General features: G+C 58.9%; 16 protein-coding genes. 5 read left to right on the top strand and 11 right to left on the bottom strand.

Going from position 1 to position 15780, the window contains the following annotated elements; genetic code table 11:
- Nucleotides 1-18: 18 nt before the first annotated feature.
- From GV827_RS23865 to GV827_RS13235, 9 genes are all read right to left on the bottom strand, one after another.
- The gene (locus GV827_RS23865; protein WP_268895741.1) at nucleotides 19-144 is read right to left on the bottom strand and encodes a hypothetical protein; all 126 of its coding nucleotides are present in this window, start codon (nucleotides 142-144) and stop codon (nucleotides 19-21) included.
- 1 nt (nucleotide 145) lies between these two features.
- Nucleotides 146-1471: a c-type cytochrome gene (locus GV827_RS13270; protein ID WP_164354280.1), complete on the bottom strand. Its 1326-nt coding sequence runs from the start codon at nucleotides 1469-1471 to the stop codon at nucleotides 146-148.
- A 2-nt stretch (nucleotides 1472-1473) separates the two neighbouring features.
- On the bottom strand, nucleotides 1474-2676 hold the full coding sequence (locus tag GV827_RS13265; RefSeq protein ID WP_164354279.1) for a formate dehydrogenase subunit gamma: 1203 nt from the start codon (nucleotides 2674-2676) through the stop codon (nucleotides 1474-1476).
- A 122-nt stretch (nucleotides 2677-2798) separates the two neighbouring features.
- Nucleotides 2799-3392 carry a formate dehydrogenase FDH3 subunit beta gene (fdh3B, locus tag GV827_RS13260; RefSeq protein ID WP_164354278.1) on the bottom strand — a complete coding sequence of 198 codons (594 nt, stop codon included), beginning with the start codon at nucleotides 3390-3392 and terminating at the stop codon, nucleotides 2799-2801.
- Between the two features lie 13 nt (nucleotides 3393-3405).
- On the bottom strand, nucleotides 3406-6297 hold the full coding sequence (locus GV827_RS13255) for a formate dehydrogenase subunit alpha (RefSeq protein WP_164354277.1): 2892 nt from the start codon (nucleotides 6295-6297) through the stop codon (nucleotides 3406-3408).
- Between the two features lie 104 nt (nucleotides 6298-6401).
- Nucleotides 6402-6587 (bottom strand): twin-arginine translocation signal domain-containing protein, encoded by a 186-nt coding sequence (locus GV827_RS13250; protein ID WP_164354276.1) that lies wholly within the window; start codon nucleotides 6585-6587, stop codon nucleotides 6402-6404.
- A gap of 55 nt (nucleotides 6588-6642) precedes the next feature.
- A complete protein-coding gene (locus tag GV827_RS13245) occupies nucleotides 6643-7248 on the bottom strand; it encodes a TorD/DmsD family molecular chaperone (RefSeq protein WP_164354275.1) in 606 nt (201 codons plus the stop codon).
- On the bottom strand, nucleotides 7245-7871 hold the full coding sequence (locus GV827_RS13240) for a DUF3306 domain-containing protein (RefSeq protein WP_164354274.1): 627 nt from the start codon (nucleotides 7869-7871) through the stop codon (nucleotides 7245-7247). The genes GV827_RS13245 and GV827_RS13240 overlap by 4 nt, the downstream gene beginning before the upstream one ends.
- Nucleotides 7868-8416 (bottom strand): DUF3305 domain-containing protein, encoded by a 549-nt coding sequence (locus GV827_RS13235; RefSeq protein ID WP_328823150.1) that lies wholly within the window; start codon nucleotides 8414-8416, stop codon nucleotides 7868-7870. The genes GV827_RS13240 and GV827_RS13235 overlap by 4 nt, the downstream gene beginning before the upstream one ends.
- A 353-nt stretch (nucleotides 8417-8769) precedes the next feature.
- Here GV827_RS13235 and GV827_RS13230 point away from each other — a divergent pair, with 353 nt between their 5' ends.
- Nucleotides 8770-10716 (top strand): 4Fe-4S binding protein, encoded by a 1947-nt coding sequence (locus tag GV827_RS13230; protein ID WP_164354273.1) that lies wholly within the window; start codon nucleotides 8770-8772, stop codon nucleotides 10714-10716.
- On the opposite strand, the gene GV827_RS13225 is transcribed toward GV827_RS13230, so the two are convergent.
- Nucleotides 10710-11435: a cytochrome c family protein gene (locus tag GV827_RS13225; RefSeq protein ID WP_164354272.1), complete on the bottom strand. Its 726-nt coding sequence runs from the start codon at nucleotides 11433-11435 to the stop codon at nucleotides 10710-10712. The genes GV827_RS13230 and GV827_RS13225 overlap by 7 nt on opposite strands.
- Before the next feature lie 83 nt (nucleotides 11436-11518).
- Here GV827_RS13225 and GV827_RS13220 point away from each other — a divergent pair, with 83 nt between their 5' ends.
- From GV827_RS13220 to GV827_RS13205, 4 genes are read left to right on the top strand one after another with little or no spacing between them, the layout of a single operon-like run.
- Complete coding sequence (locus tag GV827_RS13220) at nucleotides 11519-11710, top strand: DUF6494 family protein (RefSeq protein WP_164354271.1); 192 nt, start codon at nucleotides 11519-11521, stop codon at nucleotides 11708-11710.
- Nucleotides 11711-12766 carry an Mrp/NBP35 family ATP-binding protein gene (locus tag GV827_RS13215; RefSeq protein ID WP_164354270.1) on the top strand — a complete coding sequence of 352 codons (1056 nt, stop codon included), beginning with the start codon at nucleotides 11711-11713 and terminating at the stop codon, nucleotides 12764-12766.
- Nucleotides 12763-13467, top strand: a complete 705-nt coding sequence (locus GV827_RS13210) for a biotin/lipoate--protein ligase family protein (RefSeq protein WP_164354269.1) — start codon at nucleotides 12763-12765, stop codon at nucleotides 13465-13467. Before GV827_RS13215 ends, GV827_RS13210 begins: the two co-directional genes overlap by 4 nt.
- Nucleotide 13468: 1 nt before the next feature.
- On the top strand, nucleotides 13469-13939 hold the full coding sequence (locus tag GV827_RS13205; RefSeq protein WP_164354268.1) for a DUF6505 family protein: 471 nt from the start codon (nucleotides 13469-13471) through the stop codon (nucleotides 13937-13939).
- Nucleotides 13940-14020: 81 nt separating this feature from the next.
- Here the strand turns inward: GV827_RS13205 and GV827_RS13200 are convergent, their stop codons facing one another.
- Nucleotides 14021-15745, bottom strand: coding sequence for a SulP family inorganic anion transporter (locus GV827_RS13200; RefSeq protein WP_164354267.1), 1725 nt, complete (start codon nucleotides 15743-15745; stop codon nucleotides 14021-14023).
- Nucleotides 15746-15780: the final 35 nt, after the last annotated feature.

The raw sequence follows: 15780 nt of genomic DNA, 5'->3' as shown, positions 1-15780 counted from the left end.
GGGTGTCCTGCCGCCGTCTTAATCAAGCCGGACGGCGTTGCTGGAACTGCGGTCCTGACTTGAGAAACCAACGTTATCAAGAATGATATTGGCACCGACCGCAATGACGGCCACTGCGACAAAGGCTGTGATCATCGCTCTCATGTCAGTTCCTTCTCCCATTCGTTGCGGTGCGCAGATACTCGATCAGATCCGTCCGATCATCGGCACCAGCAATGCGCTGCATTGGCATTTTCGTCCCCGGAATATAGTGGTCCGGCCCTTCGTTAAACAAATCATTAATCGTCTCTGGTGACCAGACTATATCTGAGCCGGTTAGTGTCTCGGAATAGCGATAGTCGCTGACGGTCCCGGCCTTGCGGCCAAAAAGCTGGTACAGCGTCGGTCCGGCCCGCCGGGCACTGCTTTCTGTCAACGTATGGCAAATGGAGCATTTGCGTTTGAACTGGCGCTCCCCATTGCCAAGGGTCTCGGGCGCTTCCAGAAAGCTTTGGGGTTCGCCGCTCATCTGGTCGTATTCCCGGATCGTCTCGACCGGCCATGAATAGACGATGTTCTCAATCCCGCCCGCATGAATGTTTTGCCCATCCGGCGAGAAGGCCAGCGCCCAGATCGGTCCGGTGCGCGCCGCCTGAAAATCGCGCGTGATGACCATGTTTTCGGTGTCGATCATCATGATGTAGCCATCGCCATCACCCACAGCCAAAAGGCGCGTGGAGCTGTTGTACGTCAGAGACAGGATAGGACGTCGATCCAGTGTGAAATCGCCAATTTCACTCCCGGTCTGCGGATCAATCAGGCGCACGCCGCCATCAACAGCACCGTAAGCCAACCACCCGTCTTCTTCATTGAGAATGAGTTCGTTTATGCCAAAGCCGTGGCTGACAAGCAGTTGGGTTTCTGCGCCGGTGGTCACGTCCCATTTGCGAATGGTGCCATCGGTTGACGCGGAATAGAGGGTCTGCCCATCGGCGCCAAAGACCACATCATTCACACCCTGCCTGTGACCTTTCAGAAAGAGCGGGGCAGGATCAGCGCGCACCGGGACGATACCGCCATTCGCCTCAGCCGGAAGTGCCCAAAGCCCGATGGTGCCATCCCAACTGGCCGAGGCAATCATTCCCGCAGTCCGCGAAATGGCGAGAGACATGACCTTGCCCTTGTGTAGGCCCAAAACCTGTCCCACCGTGGGGGTCCGCCAAAACCGCACTGAAAAATCGTCGCCTGCGGACACCATTGAAGCCGTTCCAACGAACTCCACGACATTCACCGCGGCCTCGTGACCGTCCAGCCAGGTCGGGTTTGAACCGTCCCACAGGCCGACAGCGTTATCGAAGCTGGCAGTTGCAATCCGGCCCGAGGGCGACACGGCTATGTCCATGATCGGACCGCCATGTCCCTTGAGCGTAAAGAAGTCCTGCGCATGAGCGGGCGCGGACAGCAACGCTATGAGGGCGATGACGCGCAGCATATCTATTCTGCGGGCGTCGCCCCCTCGGGCGCTGTGCCTTCCTTTGCCTTGACCTCATCCACCCAAAGCGAATGGTGTTCGCGCGCCCATTGCTCTTCGACCTCACCCGAACCCATCGCGGCATACGCGCCTTCCATCCCGACGGAACCGATGTAGATATGGGCAAGGATAATCGCCATCAGCACAAAGCTGACAATGGCGTGCCAAAGCTGCGACAGCTGCATTTCCTCGTGCGGCGCCAGTGCCGTGGGCAGCTCTCCAAGGCCCAGCGCACCTGATATGCCAAGACTGTTCAGCTTGGCAAAGGTAGCTGAGAAAAGGTTGATCTCGAACGGGAACAACAGCGCCAGCCCGGATACAGAAATCGAGGTGCCCAGCACGATAACCGACCAGAAGATCAGCTTTTGACCGGCGTTGAATTTCTTGGCCGGGGGGTGGCCTTTGGTGAAGATGCCGCCGCCTTTGGCAAGCCAATTCAAATCTGTGCGGTCGGGCAGATTATGCACGACCCACATGACAAAAATCATCACCAAGGCAATCATGAATGCCCAAGAAACGTTATTGTGCACCCACTTTGACCACGTGGCCAGAAGGGCAAAACTGTCATGCCCGAAAACCGGGATCAGGAACTTGCGCCCCATGAGTGAGACCAGTCCGGTTATCCCCAACAGAATGAACGAACCGGCAAGCATCCAGTGGCCAAATCGCTCAACTGACTTGAAACGTTCAATTGTGCGTCCCGTCTTTTCCCCGTCGATCCTGATCCGTCCCCGAATGAGAAAGAACAGCGCCAAAAGCGCGATTGTTCCCAGAAGCAGGTAACCGCCGTACTTGATCAGCGGTCCTTGCCGGAATTCCAGCCAGCGCATCCCGCCATCCTGAACAAGGACAGTCGCTGCCGGTCCCCGGCTTGATGATGTGATATCGGCAGAATTATAGCGCAACGCCCGCCAAAGTTCCGGGTCGGACGCGCCACCCAGGGTGCCCAATTGCTCGGCCATGCCAGCGGCGCTATCCGGGTCACCGGTCGCATCGCGCCGGAAACTGTCGTCGATTTCCTCACCACGCTGGCGGGCAAGGATGTCTTCCAAGGTCTGCGCACCGCCGGTGGCAGACCGGTCCGGCGCCGGTGCGGTGGCATCTTGAGCAAAGGACGTGGAAGCGATGAAAACAGACAGCAACAAGACGATCAGGGCACGAAACATGGTTTGTCCTCGATTGTGCAGTAATTAAACAGACGTTTAGGGCCTCTCATCCGGCATGGGCAAGCCCGGATGTGGGCAATTCGCCCGGCGGAGACCGCCGGGCGAAGATACGCTAGGAAGGGTTAGCCGCCCTTTTGATCGTAGGCAGTGCCCCAACCCCATGCGCCGGACCCGAAACCGCGCGCAACGACGCGCTCGCGGTAGATGCCCGACACCACGTCGCCGTCACCGGCAAGCAGGGCCTTGGTGGCACACATCTCGGCGCAGATCGGCAATTTGCCTTCCGCAATCCGGTTGCGACCATACTTGGCAAACTCGGCGGTGGAGTGGGTCTCTTCTGGGCCACCGGCACAGAAGGTACATTTGTCCATCTTGCCGCGCGAACCGAAGTTGCCCGCCTGCGGATACTGCGGCGCGCCGAAGGGGCACGCATAGAAACAGTAGCCACACCCGATACAGAGGTCCTTGGAGTGGAGAACCACCCCTTCCTCATTCTGGTAGAAACAATCCACCGGGCAGACCGCCATACATGGCGCGTCCGAACAATGCATACAGGCCACGGAAATCGACCGTTCCCCGGGTTTGCCGTCATTGATCGTGACCACCTTGCGGCGGTTGATGCCCCACGGGACCTCATGTTCGTTCTTACACGCAGTCACACAGGCGTTGCATTCGATGCAGCGTTCAGCGTCTACGAGAAATTTAGCTCTGGCCATTTCTCATCCTCCCTTATGCTGTCCAGATTTTGCAGAGAGTGGCTTTGGTCTCCTGCATCTGGGTCACTGAATCGTAGCCATAGGTCTGTGCGGTGTTGGTGCTTTCGCCCAACACGTAAGGGTCTGCACCGTCAGGATATTTATCCCTCAGGTCCTTGCCTTCAAAGTGCCCACCGAAGTGGAACGGCATAAATGCCACCCCTTCGCCAACCCGTTCGGTCACCATGGCCATCACCTTGACCTTGCCGCCTTCCGGGCCTTCGACCCAAACCTGAGACCCGTCGCGCACACCAAGGTTGTTGGCGTCACGCGTGTTGATCTCGACGAACATGTCCTGCTGAAGTTCGGCCAGCCATGGATTGGACCGGGTCTCATCGCCACCGCCCTCATATTCGACCAGACGGCCGGAGGTCAGGATCATGGGATAGTCCTTGCTGAAATCCTGCTTCTGGATCGAGGCATACATGGTCGGAAGACGATAGAACTTCCGGTCCTCGTATGTCGGGTAATCCTCAACAAGATCGCGGCGGTTGGTGTAAAGTGGCTCTCGGTGGATCGGCACCGGATCCGGGAACGTCCAGACCACGGCACGTGCCTTGGCGTTACCGAAGGGTGCGCACTCGTGCTTGATCGCCACCCGCTGGATGCCGCCCGACAGGTCGGTCTTCCAGTTGGTTTTCGGTCCGGCAACAGCGTCAATCGCCGCTCTTTCCTCATCGGTCAGGTCGCTGTCCCAGCCAAGGTCCATCAGCATCTGCATGGTGAACTCAGGATATCCGTCCTGGATATCCGACCCCACCGAATAGACGCCTTCGGCCAGCAGGTTGTCGCCGTCCCGCTCAACGCCGAAACGTGCACGGAAGGTCAGGCCACCCTCGGAGACACGCTTGGACATGTCATAAAGGTTGGGCGTGCCGGGATGGTTCATCTCGGCGGTGCCCCAGCATGGCCACGGCAAACCGTAGTAATCGCCGTCCACCGGCCCGCCATTGGCGCGCAGCGTCGTGCGGTCGAAGGTGTGCTGGTTGGCCATGTGCGCCTTGATGCGCTCAGGGCTCTGACCGGTGTAGCCGACAGTCCACATGCCGCGGTTGAACTCGCGCGTCACGCTTTCCACGACCGGTGTTTCGGGGTCTTCCATCTCGATATTGCGGAAGAACCTGTCGCCCCAGCCGAACTTGTTCGCGAACTTGGCCATGATCACTTCGTCGGGGAGCGATTCAAAGAGCGGATCGACGACCTTGTCGCGCCACTGGATCGACCGGTTCGAGGCGGTCACGGAACCGCGCGTCTCGAACTGGGTACAGGCCGGCAGAAGATAGACGCCGTCGGTGCGGTCATGCAGCACCGCCGAGACGGTTGGATAGGGGTCAACCACGACAAGCATGTCGAGCTGCTCCATCGCGGTCTTCATTTCCTTCATCCGGGTCTGCGAGTTGGGTGCGTGCCCCCAGAGAACCATGGCGCGCACCTTGTCGGGGTTGTCCATGTTCGCCGGGTCTTCCAACACACCATCAATCCAGCGTGATACAGGGATACCGGTGAGGTTTTGCAGGGACTTGTCCTTGCCCTCTGCATCCTTGACCATCGCAAACTGGTTCTTCAGCCAATCGGCATCCTCTTCCCAGACCCGTGCCCAGTGCGCCCATGCGCCTGCGGACAGGCCGTAGTAACCGGGAAGCGTGTGGGAAAGTACACCTAGGTCTGTTGCGCCCTGCACGTTGTCGTGGCCACGGAAGATGTTCGTACCACCGCCGGAGGCGCCCATGTTGCCAAGCGCCAACTGCAACACGCAGTAAGCGCGCGTGTTGTTGTTGCCGCTGGTGTGCTGGGTGCCGCCCATGCACCAGATCACGGTGCCGGGACGGTTGTTGGCAAGCGTCCGGGCCACCCGCTTGAGCTGGGTACCCGGGGTGCCGGTCACGCGCTCGACTTCTTCAGGTGTCCACTTGGCCACTTCTTCCTTGATCTGGTCCATGCCCCAGACACGTGTGCGGATGAATTCCTCATCCTCCCACTTGTTCTCGAAGATGTGCCACAGGATGCCCCAGATCAGTGCCACGTCCGAGCCGGGACGGAAGCGGACGTATTCATCCGCGTGGGCCGCCGTGCGGGTAAAGCGCGGGTCGCAGACGATCAGCGGCGCGTTGTTCTGCTCCTTGGCCTTCAGCACGTGCAGCAGCGAGACGGGGTGCGCCTCGGCAGGGTTGCCGCCGATGATGAAGATGGCCTTGGAATTGTGGATGTCATTGTAGCTGTTGGTCATGGCGCCGTAGCCCCATGTGTTCGCAACACCCGCAACCGTGGTGGAGTGACAAATCCGCGCCTGGTGGTCGACGTTGTTCGTGCCCCAGTAGGCCGCAAACTTGCGGAACAGGTAGGCCTGTTCGTTGTTATGCTTGGCCGAGCCAAGCCAGTAGACGCTGTCCGGGCCGCTTTCTTCGCGGATGTTCATCATGCCGTCGCCGATCTCGTTGATCGCCTGATCCCAGCTGATGCGCTTCCACTCACCGCCCTCTTTTTTCATCGGGTACTTCAGGCGGCGCTCGCCATGGGCGTGCTCGCGCACTGCCGCCCCCTTCGCGCAATGTGCGCCAAGGTTGAAGGGGCTGTCCCAGCCGGGCTCCTGCCCGGTCCAGACGCCGTTGGACACCTCAGCCACAACGGTACAACCCACCGAACAGTGGGTGCAGACCGATTTGACGGTTTCGACAACGGTTTGTGATGTCTGGGCTGATGCGGGTGACACGGCACCCCCGGTCGCCGAGATCGCGGCAAGGCCACCGATGGCCAGGCCAGAGCCGCGCAGGAACGCACGGCGATCGACAGATTTTTCTGCCATCTGAGACAGGATACCAGTCCGCTGGGGGCGTCGCGCAACCCCGTTGGTCTTTTTCCTAAGCATGTTTCTTTCCTCCCTTGGTGCCCTGAAGTCAGAGCGGGTCTTTCTTGGGCCTTCAGCAGTCGGGCGTCACGCAACCAGTCGCATCAGGTATCGGTGATTGCGTCCTAGAACCGGGCGCTCTCGAGGTAGGCGCGTGTGTGCGCGGTATCCTGCATCTTTTCAGATGTCAGATCGACGGGTTGTGCCTCCGCCGTGCCGGCTGCGGTCAGGGCCACTGCTGCCGCAGGTGCCGTGGTTGCAGCCATTTTCAGAAAATCGCGGCGGTTCGCGCCATCTTTTTCTTTCTTCATGGGATGTCTCCCTTCCTTTTTGTGGCGGGCATCCCCGCCGGTTTGTCGCGAGGTGCTACCTCGCGGTCATTCTGAACGCTTCGCGCTCAATCTCCATGAATGCTTTGCCTACGCTGCCAAGCGAGGCGTAAAGCACCGAATTCTTGGCAGCCTCGAGGTCTGCAAAGAAATGCCCGGCCCAGGGGCCGATGTGTTTGTTGAAAAACTCTTTTTGCGCGTCCAGAGACGCGGGAGCACGGAACCGGCCCACGATCATCGCGGCCATCATCTCCATCAAGGAGGCGATGTTGTCTTCGGGTTCGAACACGTTCTCTGCCCGTGTCATCCCCTGCGCGACCATGTCCGTACGCAACAGCGCAAGCGGTTTCTCGTTCAGGAAACCGGTCAGGTAATAGCTGGCATAAGGCAGCAGCTCGCCCCGCCCCAATCCAATGAATAGCGCGTTGAATTCCGACTGCACACGTTGCGGCTTCGATGCCTTGGCCACACGCGACAAGGCAGAAATCGCTTGTCCGAGGTCGGTGTCGTCCCCCGACAATCCGGTGCATTGGTCCAAAAGCAGTTGATCCGGCGGCCCAGACAACATGAGCCCCAGAAAGTTATAGAGATCGGCCCGAAGACGGTCTTCGGGAGCGACAGATATTTCAGCGGCAGCGGTCACGCGGTCTCCTCTACACGGAATGTCATGCGGCGCGGTGCGGACATTGCAAGCTGTTCGTCCTCGTCATCTATTTCATCGGCGCCATGATCAGATAGGCCTTCCGATAGGGCAAGAGGCTGTTCTGCGGACAGAACATCTTCAGGTCCATCTACTGCGTAAATTTCCTCAGCATCTTCATCGACTTCTTCAGGCTGGACTTCACTCTCCGCTTCGAGGGCGTCCTGCCGGGCCATTTCCTCAACGTGCTTCAGCATTCCCTTCCCGACCTGATACGTGGTCTGAAGGTTTTCAATGACTGTCGCGCTGTCGGTAAAGTCTTCACCGTAGTCCACCAACATGTCGACATTGGCCAATACCGGATTGGACCGCCAAAGCGTGCGAAGCGCACGGCGACGGATACCTTCAGGCACTGCCTTGGCCATAAATGCGGTAAAATCATCACCGTCCTTCAAAGTGTCAGGGTCCGGCAACCCGAGTTCGGCCAGCAATTCTGCCTCAGGAATTTCGGCAAGCTCTGCTTGCTGCTGTGCCTGCGCTTCCGCTTCAATAGCCGCTTGCTGCGCTGCCTCTTCGGCCTGCACGGCCGCCCTGCGGCGCGACCAGAAGTCTTCGCGCCCGCTCAATGCACTGTCTCCTTGCGCGCCTGCGGTGCGCGATAAACATCAGCAGTTTGGCGAATTCGGGCATCTCCTATCCCGTCCTGTTTGAGGTCCACGCGCTTTTTGTCGCGGCGGCGTTTGATAAACACCTCGTCCTCGTGATGCAGCTCAATGAAATCGCGGATCCATGCGATCAGACCGTCAGTCATCGGCATCTTTTCGACCAGCTCCTCGCCCGTATCGGCATAGTCCTGAGCCTCGTAGGGGGACGCGGTGACAAGGACCACATCCAGCGGCCGATCTGTTTCACCCTCCCGCATCACGACGTAGATCGCGGGAACCTTTGCCGACAGACCGTGCAGGTAAGCCTCTGTATCGGTACGGAAAAGTTCAAGCGGTAATGTCGTGGCGTGGAACTCGACAGCGTCGCCGTCGCGCCGCAATTCTTTCCAGTTTGCATCGGAGGCACCGGGCAGCACAGCGACCGCTTTCCAGACATGTCTCGCCCAGCGCGTCACACCGGGCACACGTCGGATCACGACCCCCAAAGGTATCGAAATGGATTTCACCGTTGCTGTATTCAAAGTGTCCCTTAGCCTCTCAGCTTGCCCTGATCGTGCACGACAAGCACACGATTTCAAAGTCCTTTTTTTTATATTTTCATCCAGCGCGGGATTGCGCTGCAACGCGGCAGGATTTAGAGAGACGAGTCGAAGTAGATTTGACCAATGTGGCTTGCACCGGCGGGCGAGAAACCGTGCCCGCTTGAGCGCATCGATTCGTCTCATTTGCGCTTGCAGCAATCGGCATGATTTTTTCTCCCATCCCGAATTGCGGTTTACCATCGGTCAGAATCGCGTCTAGCCTGTACTGCCGGGGGCCCGTCCCACCGGTAGAACGGCACAGCCTGAACGGGGACAAAATGACAAGAAAACTGGTTCTTTGCGATTGCATGGGCAGTCAGTCACTGGATGCAGAGGGCATTTATTCTGCAACGGGGATGGCCTGTTCCAAGATATATCGTAGCCTCTGCACTGACCAGCTTGACGCAGCCGCGCGCGAAATGGCGGAAGGCGATGTCATCATCGCCTGCCAGCAGGAGCGTCCGCGCTTTGAGGCGCTCGCTGCCGAAATCGGCGTCGCCGAACCGGGCTTTGTCGATCTTCGGGACCGTGCCGGGTGGGGCGAAGGCCCTGCCGCGCCAAAGATGGCGGCACTGGCGGCCGAGGCGACCATGCCGCTTGAGATGGGCCGCGCTGTTGACATCGTATCTGAAGGAACCTGTTTGATCCTAGGAGGAACCGCCGCGATTGAGGCAGCCGCCCAACTCAGCGACACGCTGGCCGTGACAGTTCTGCTTGGCGATCCAGCGCTTGTCCCGACTGATCGCCGCTTTGACTGTGTCATTGGCAAACTGCGTCAGGCCAATGGCGCACTTGGTGGTTTCACGGTCAAGATTGATGCGCTTCAACAACTTATTCCCGCCGGACGCGGTGAGTTTGACTTTACCCCTCCTCAAGACGGGGCTCTGTCAGAGTGCGACATCATTCTGGATTTGACCGGTGACACCCCCTTGTTCTCGGCACATGAAAAGCGCGAAGGCTACCTGCGGGCGGACCCATCACATGCGCCGTCAGTTGCACAGTCGATCTTTAGTGCCTCGCAGCTTATCGGCACATTCGAAAAACCGCTCTACGTTCGCATGGAGCCCAGCCTCTGCGCCCACAGCCGGGCAGAGCAAGCAGCCTGTTCAAACTGTCTTAACATCTGCCCTACCGGGGCCATCACCTCTGCCGGTGAACATGTCACCGTAGACCCCATGATCTGCGCCGGGTGTGGTTCATGTTCAGCAGTCTGCCCGTCCGGCGCAATCTCTTATGACGCGCCACCGGTGGACACTGTTTTCAGGCGGCTCACCACCCTGGCGACCACCTATCGCAAGGCAGGCGGATCTGACGCCCGACTGCTGGTGCACGAGGGGGACCACGGGCGCGAGATGATCTCGCTCGCCGCGCGTTTCGGACGCGGATTGCCCGCGCATGTCATTCCTTTTGAAGTCGATGCGCTGGCAAGCTTTGGCCATGCTGAGATGCTTGCCGCATTGGCCTGCGGTTTCGAGCACATCGATGTCTTGGTCGCGCCGAAATCTGACCGCGACGTGATCGCGGGTCAAAGCGCTTTGGCAGCTGCCATTGCAGGAAACGCCGCAGTAAGCCTGCTTGAGCCAGCCGACCCTGATGCCCTTTGCGAAACCCTCTATGCGGGCAATCCTGAGCCCGTTACGTGCGATCCCATCCTGCCGATGGGCAGCCGCAGACAGGTCGCACGGCTGTCCGCCAAGGCACTGGCACCGGACGCCGACGTGATCCCCCTGCCCGACGCTGCGCCCTACGGTGCTGTGATTGTGGATACCGATGCCTGCACGCTGTGCCTGTCTTGCGTTTCACTCTGCCCTTCCGGTGCGTTGGGCGACAATCCGGACATGCCGCAGTTACGCTTTCAGGAGGATGCCTGCCTGCAATGTGGTCTGTGCAGTAATATCTGTCCTGAGAACGCGATCACCCTCTCGCCACAACTCGACCTGACCGACGCGGCGCTCTCACAACGGGTTATCCACGAGGAAGAGCCCTTTGCCTGTATCGAGTGCGGTGCACTTTTCGGTGTGAAATCCACAGTTGAAAGAATCACCGAAAAATTGGCGGGCAAGCACGCAATGTTTGCCACATCTGACGCGGCACGGATGATCCAGATGTGCGACAATTGCCGCATTCAGGCGCAGTTTCATTCCCAGAACAATCCCTTTCAGGGCAACGAGCCCCCGCGCCCCCGCACCACCGAGGATTACTTCACGAAGCGCAAGGATCACTGAGACTGGACAGGCGCACCCAGATCTGAGGGGGCAATGGTCGCAACATAGGCGACGATGGCATCAAGCTGGTCCAGCGTGACCTCAATCGGGGCGATAGGGGACGGCAGATTTTTGGGGAATGGGTCAGTCACATCCGTGATCTGGGTGAACGCCGGGTGCGGCTTGAGCGCGTAGAACGCCAGAAATCGCCCTTCCCAGTCTGGAAAATTGCGCATCAGGCCAAAGGACGGCGTGGAGCCGATGGCGTTCATGCGGTTGGTCTCGTTTACGACATGACAGCGCCCGCAATGGGTCAGGCTCATTTCCTCTCCCATTACGACATCGCCTGTGATTTCTGCGGCCACGGTGATTTCGCGGACTGTAACGTCCGCACTAAACACAGGGGTCCCGCCCGGGGCGAAAGCCTCAATCGTCCGCTTGCCGACGTCCGATAACAGCCATTCCTCAAAGGCATCCGTGTAAGGTCCGTCGCTCTTGCTGAGATGCCAGACTTTCTCGCCCTGGCGAAAGACCGGAACGCCCGCGTCGCCAAAAGCGGCCTCCCCATCCTCAACACTAGGGGTGATCCTGATCCCGGTCTTGAGGGAAAACCGAGGCAAAAGATGCTGCAGAAAGCCCGTTTCAGCCAAGGCATCCGGTGTCTGCAAGGTAAAGCTTTTCTCTTGGGCGGCGGCCGCGCTCCCAAACAGGATCACGATGGCACAAATTGTTTTCCACATTTGGACGGTTCCCTTCCGCGTCAGCTTGCATGTTAGCCTAGAGTCGCTAGGTTCGGGCGGTCAAGAACGGGGAGGCTCAATAAATGAGCGAAGATTTCAACATGTCGATGCGCAAGTTCCTCAAGCAGGTCGGCGTTACCTCGCAACAGGCCATCGAAGAGGCGATGCGAAACGCAGGCGACACGCGTGGTCAAAGCTTTGAAGCGAAGGTCGTGCTGACCGTCGACGGGCTTGATCTGGAACACGTGGTCAAGGGTAAGATCGAAGGCGCATAAGTGGCACTTACAAGAGAGCAGGTTTTAGAGTGCCTGAAAGGGATCACAGATCCTTCAGGCACTGATATCGTGGCCGCGGGCCTTGTCCGCGCGCTGAATGTTGAAGACGGTAACGTCCGGTTTGTCATGGAGGTGGTGCGGCCCGAACCTTATCTGCCAATCAAGGCAGAGGTCGAAGAAAAGCTGACCGCACTCGGGGCCGATCAGGTGTCGATTGTGATGACTGCCCATAGCAAACCGGCAGCGCCACCGGACCTGAAGCCGTCGCGCAAAGCGGAACCGGCAGGGCCTGAGAAAATACCCGGCGTGGACCGGATTATCGCGATTGCCTCTGGCAAGGGCGGCGTGGGAAAATCCACGGTTGCGTCCAATCTTGCCTGCGCCTTGGCCGCCGAAGGGCGGCGCGTTGGCATGCTGGATGCCGATGTCTATGGCCCTTCGCAGCCGCGCATGCTGGGTGTGTCCGGACGCCCGCAAAGCCCTGATGGCAAACTGATTTTGCCCCTGCGCAACTTTGGCGTGACAATGATGTCCATCGGTCTGATGACCAACGACGATCAGGCGGTGGTCTGGCGCGGTCCGATGCTGATGGGCGCCTTGCAACAGATGCTGACACAGGTGCAATGGGGTGCCCTGGACGTGCTGATCGTGGACTTGCCGCCCGGCACGGGTGACGTTCAGATGACGCTGGCTCAGAAGGCGCACCTTGACGGGGCCATCATCGTCTCTACCCCACAGGACGTGGCCCTTATGGACGCCCGCAAGGGCATTGACATGTTCAACCAGATGAAAACCCCGATCATCGGCATGATCGAGAACATGAGCACACATATCTGTTCGAACTGCGGACACGAAGAACATGTCTTTGGCCACGGTGGCGTGGCAGCAGAGGCAGAGAAACTTGGCGTTCCCCTGCTGGCTGAAATACCTTTGCACCTTGATATCCGATTGGCCGCCGATGGCGGTGCACCGATCGTGGTGTCCAGCCCGGAAAGCGCACAGGCGCTGGCATTCCGGAACGTCGCCAAGACCCTTATCGAGGCTGGCAAAGCGTGACAGAAGTGCAGTTTCCACCACTGTTCAAAGGCCTTGCGGTCGACAGCAAAATCGACCCGTTCGAAAAGGCCTGCGCAGAGGCGCTGAAAGGTTGCGACGCGGGGCTGGTGGTCTATCGCCTTGGCAGCAACGATTTGCGCGCCGCCATCGTGTTCGCCCCCGAAGTGCCGCTCGCAGACTCGATGGCCATCCTGCCGATCTGCGGTGTCGGATTTCAAAACGCCCTCGGCGCTCTGGCACCACCGGAAGTCGCTGTCCACCTTGAGTGGGACGGAGGTATCAGGGTCAACGGGGCACACTGCGGCAAGCTTCGCGTGGCAAGCTCCGGCACTGACGCGGCAGTTGAGCCCGACTGGCTGATCGTGGGACTTGAATTGCGCCTCTGGCCTGAAAGCGATGATCCCGGAGAAACACCGGACCAGACCGCGCTTTACGCAGAGGGATGTGCGGATGTGCAGGCCGACGCCCTGTTGGAAGCCTGGGTGCGTCACACCCTTGTCGGAATCAACCGCTGGACGGACGAAGGCACCGTTGCCATCCACACAGACTGGCGCGGCCTTGCCTACGGGATCGGTGAAACAGCTCAATTGGCCGGTAAGTCCGGCACGTTTCTTGGGGTTGATGAACGCTTTGGGATGCTTTTACGCGACGCGGATGATACCCATTTGATACCACTTACCCATTTGCTGGAGAACGGCTGACATGATGCTCGCACGGGCCATCCACTTTGACGAAAGCGACATGAATGTCTTTCACGCGCCAGCCCGAACCGGAGAATGGTGCGTTCCGGGCGGCTTTGAATTCTCAAACTGGACCGAAGCAGACCTGACCGGCAAGGCACGACAGTCCTTTTCCAATGGCTGGCTGGGTGTCGAAACTTTTGGCCGCGTCACCTTTGTGGCAACTGCGCAGATTGAGCCCGCTGAAGTTACGGCACTTACCGAGGCGCTTGCCCGGCATTTTGTCACATTCTACGGCGCCCCTTCCGCAGAAGCCGCCATGCCGGTCGCGCAGGAAGAAATCGAACAGATGATCGATTTATGCAGCGAGCACCCGGCGAACACGGTCCTGACAATCGCACGGGAACTGACAGACGCAGGCGTCAGGGAAAGCTTCAGGATCATCGAATCCCAGGACGCTGGTCTGGACATGTTCGCGGTCCACGGAAACTAAGCCAAACGTCGGCGTCACCGGGGCAGCGTGCATCAGGTGCACGTTTTGCCTGGGTCCTTCCTGTGCTGTCCTCTGAGCCGTTCAGGCCGCAAGCAACTTGCGCACCTGATCAACGGCTTCGAATTGGGACAGATAGACATTGCCGGTCATCTCTCGCAGGAAATGCTGTTCTTTCAACTTGTCCATGACAGGGCCTTTGACCTCGGACAGGTGCAGTTGCACGTCCATTTCGCGCAGGCGTTCGTTGATTGTCTCAAGCGATTCCAGCGCACTCAGATCGATTTCGTTGATGGCAGAGCACTGCAGGATCACATGGCGTATCTGCTTGTCCTTCGCCACGCGGTTCTGGATCTTGTCCTCAAGAAAGCGTGCGTTCGCAAAATACAGGCTTTCATCCACCCGCAGGCTGACGATCCTGGGGTCGGTGATCACCTTGTGGCGAAGGATATTGCGGAAGTGTTCCGTGCCGGGCACCTGCCCAACCTCCGCAATGTGAGGTTTGGAGGATTTGTAGAGCTGCAGGAGGATCGACAGAACAACGCCTGCTGATACGCCCGCTTCGACACCCATCGCCAGGGTGACGATGATTGTTGTCAGGACGGCAGCAAAGTCCGCTTTGGAATAGTTCAGGCTTCGGCCGAGAATTGAGAAATCAACGAGACTGAGAACCGCAACGATGATCGTCGCTGCAAGGGTCGCTTTTGGCAGAAAGAAGATCAGAGGCGTCAGCGCCATTGCCGCGATGGCCAGTCCTATCGCGGTGAACGCCCCTGCGGCTGGAGTCTCGGCCCCTGCATCAAAGTTCACGACTGAGCGCGAAAAACCGCCCGTCACTGGAAAACCACCTGTCAGCGATGCCCCGATGTTGGCAGCGCCCAACCCGATCAATTCCTGATCCGGATCGATCCTTTGGCCCTTCTTTGCAGCCAGCGTTTGCGCGACGGAAATGGATTCAACGAAACCAATGATCGAAATCAGGAAGGCTGGCAGCAAAAGCTGACCCAACAATTTGGGCGAGAAGGACGGCAAGGTCAGCGGCGGCAGGCTTTGCGGCACCTCGCCCACAATCTTGACGCCCTTATCGGCCAGTCCCAGTCCCCAGACCGCGAACGTTGTGACCACCACGACAGCAACCGGGCCTGTTTTCACAAGCACGCCGGTCAGACCCGCACCAAGACCCAAACGCTGTAACAGAGGTTTCAGCCCCTTTCTGACCCAAAACAGGAATCCCGTGGCCAGAATGCCAATCACTGCGGTGATCCAGTTTGTCTCCGGCAAATGCTCTGCAAGAGAGATCACGAGTTCCAGAAGGTTGTGGCCTTGCGCCTCGATCCCAAGAATATGCTTGAGCTGGCTTGCCGCGATGATCAGGCCAGAGGCGGTGATGAAGCCCGCGATGACCGGGTGCGACAGAAAATTCGCGACAAAACCCAGCCGGAATATGCCCATGGCCAGCAGCATGGCCCCCGACAGACCCGCAAGGGACAGCGCGGCGACGGCATATCCCATGGTGCCCTGTTCAACGATATTGCTCAGCGCCGCTGCGGTCATCAGGGACACGACAGCCACCGGCCCCACAGCCAGCGCCCGGCTTGTGCCAAACACCGTATAAAGGATGATTGGCGCGATCGAGGCATAGAGACCAGCCTCGGCAGGAAGGCCCGCCAGCAGCGCATAGGCCAAAGACTGCGGGATCAACATGATCGTCACGATCACGGCGGCCACAAGGTCGTTTGAAAGGGCAGAACGGTTGTATTCCCGCCCCCATGAAAGGATAGGCACGAGGCGGGTGATTGATTTGGTCATGTTAGGATCTCAGAGAGGTTGGACGTGCCCACGAC

The organism is Sulfitobacter sediminilitoris (genome assembly GCF_010667575.1).
Taxonomy (GTDB): domain Bacteria; phylum Pseudomonadota; class Alphaproteobacteria; order Rhodobacterales; family Rhodobacteraceae; genus Sulfitobacter; species Sulfitobacter sediminilitoris.
The sequence above is the reverse complement of the archived record's forward strand: the minus strand, read 5'-3'. Positions and strand labels throughout refer to the sequence as shown.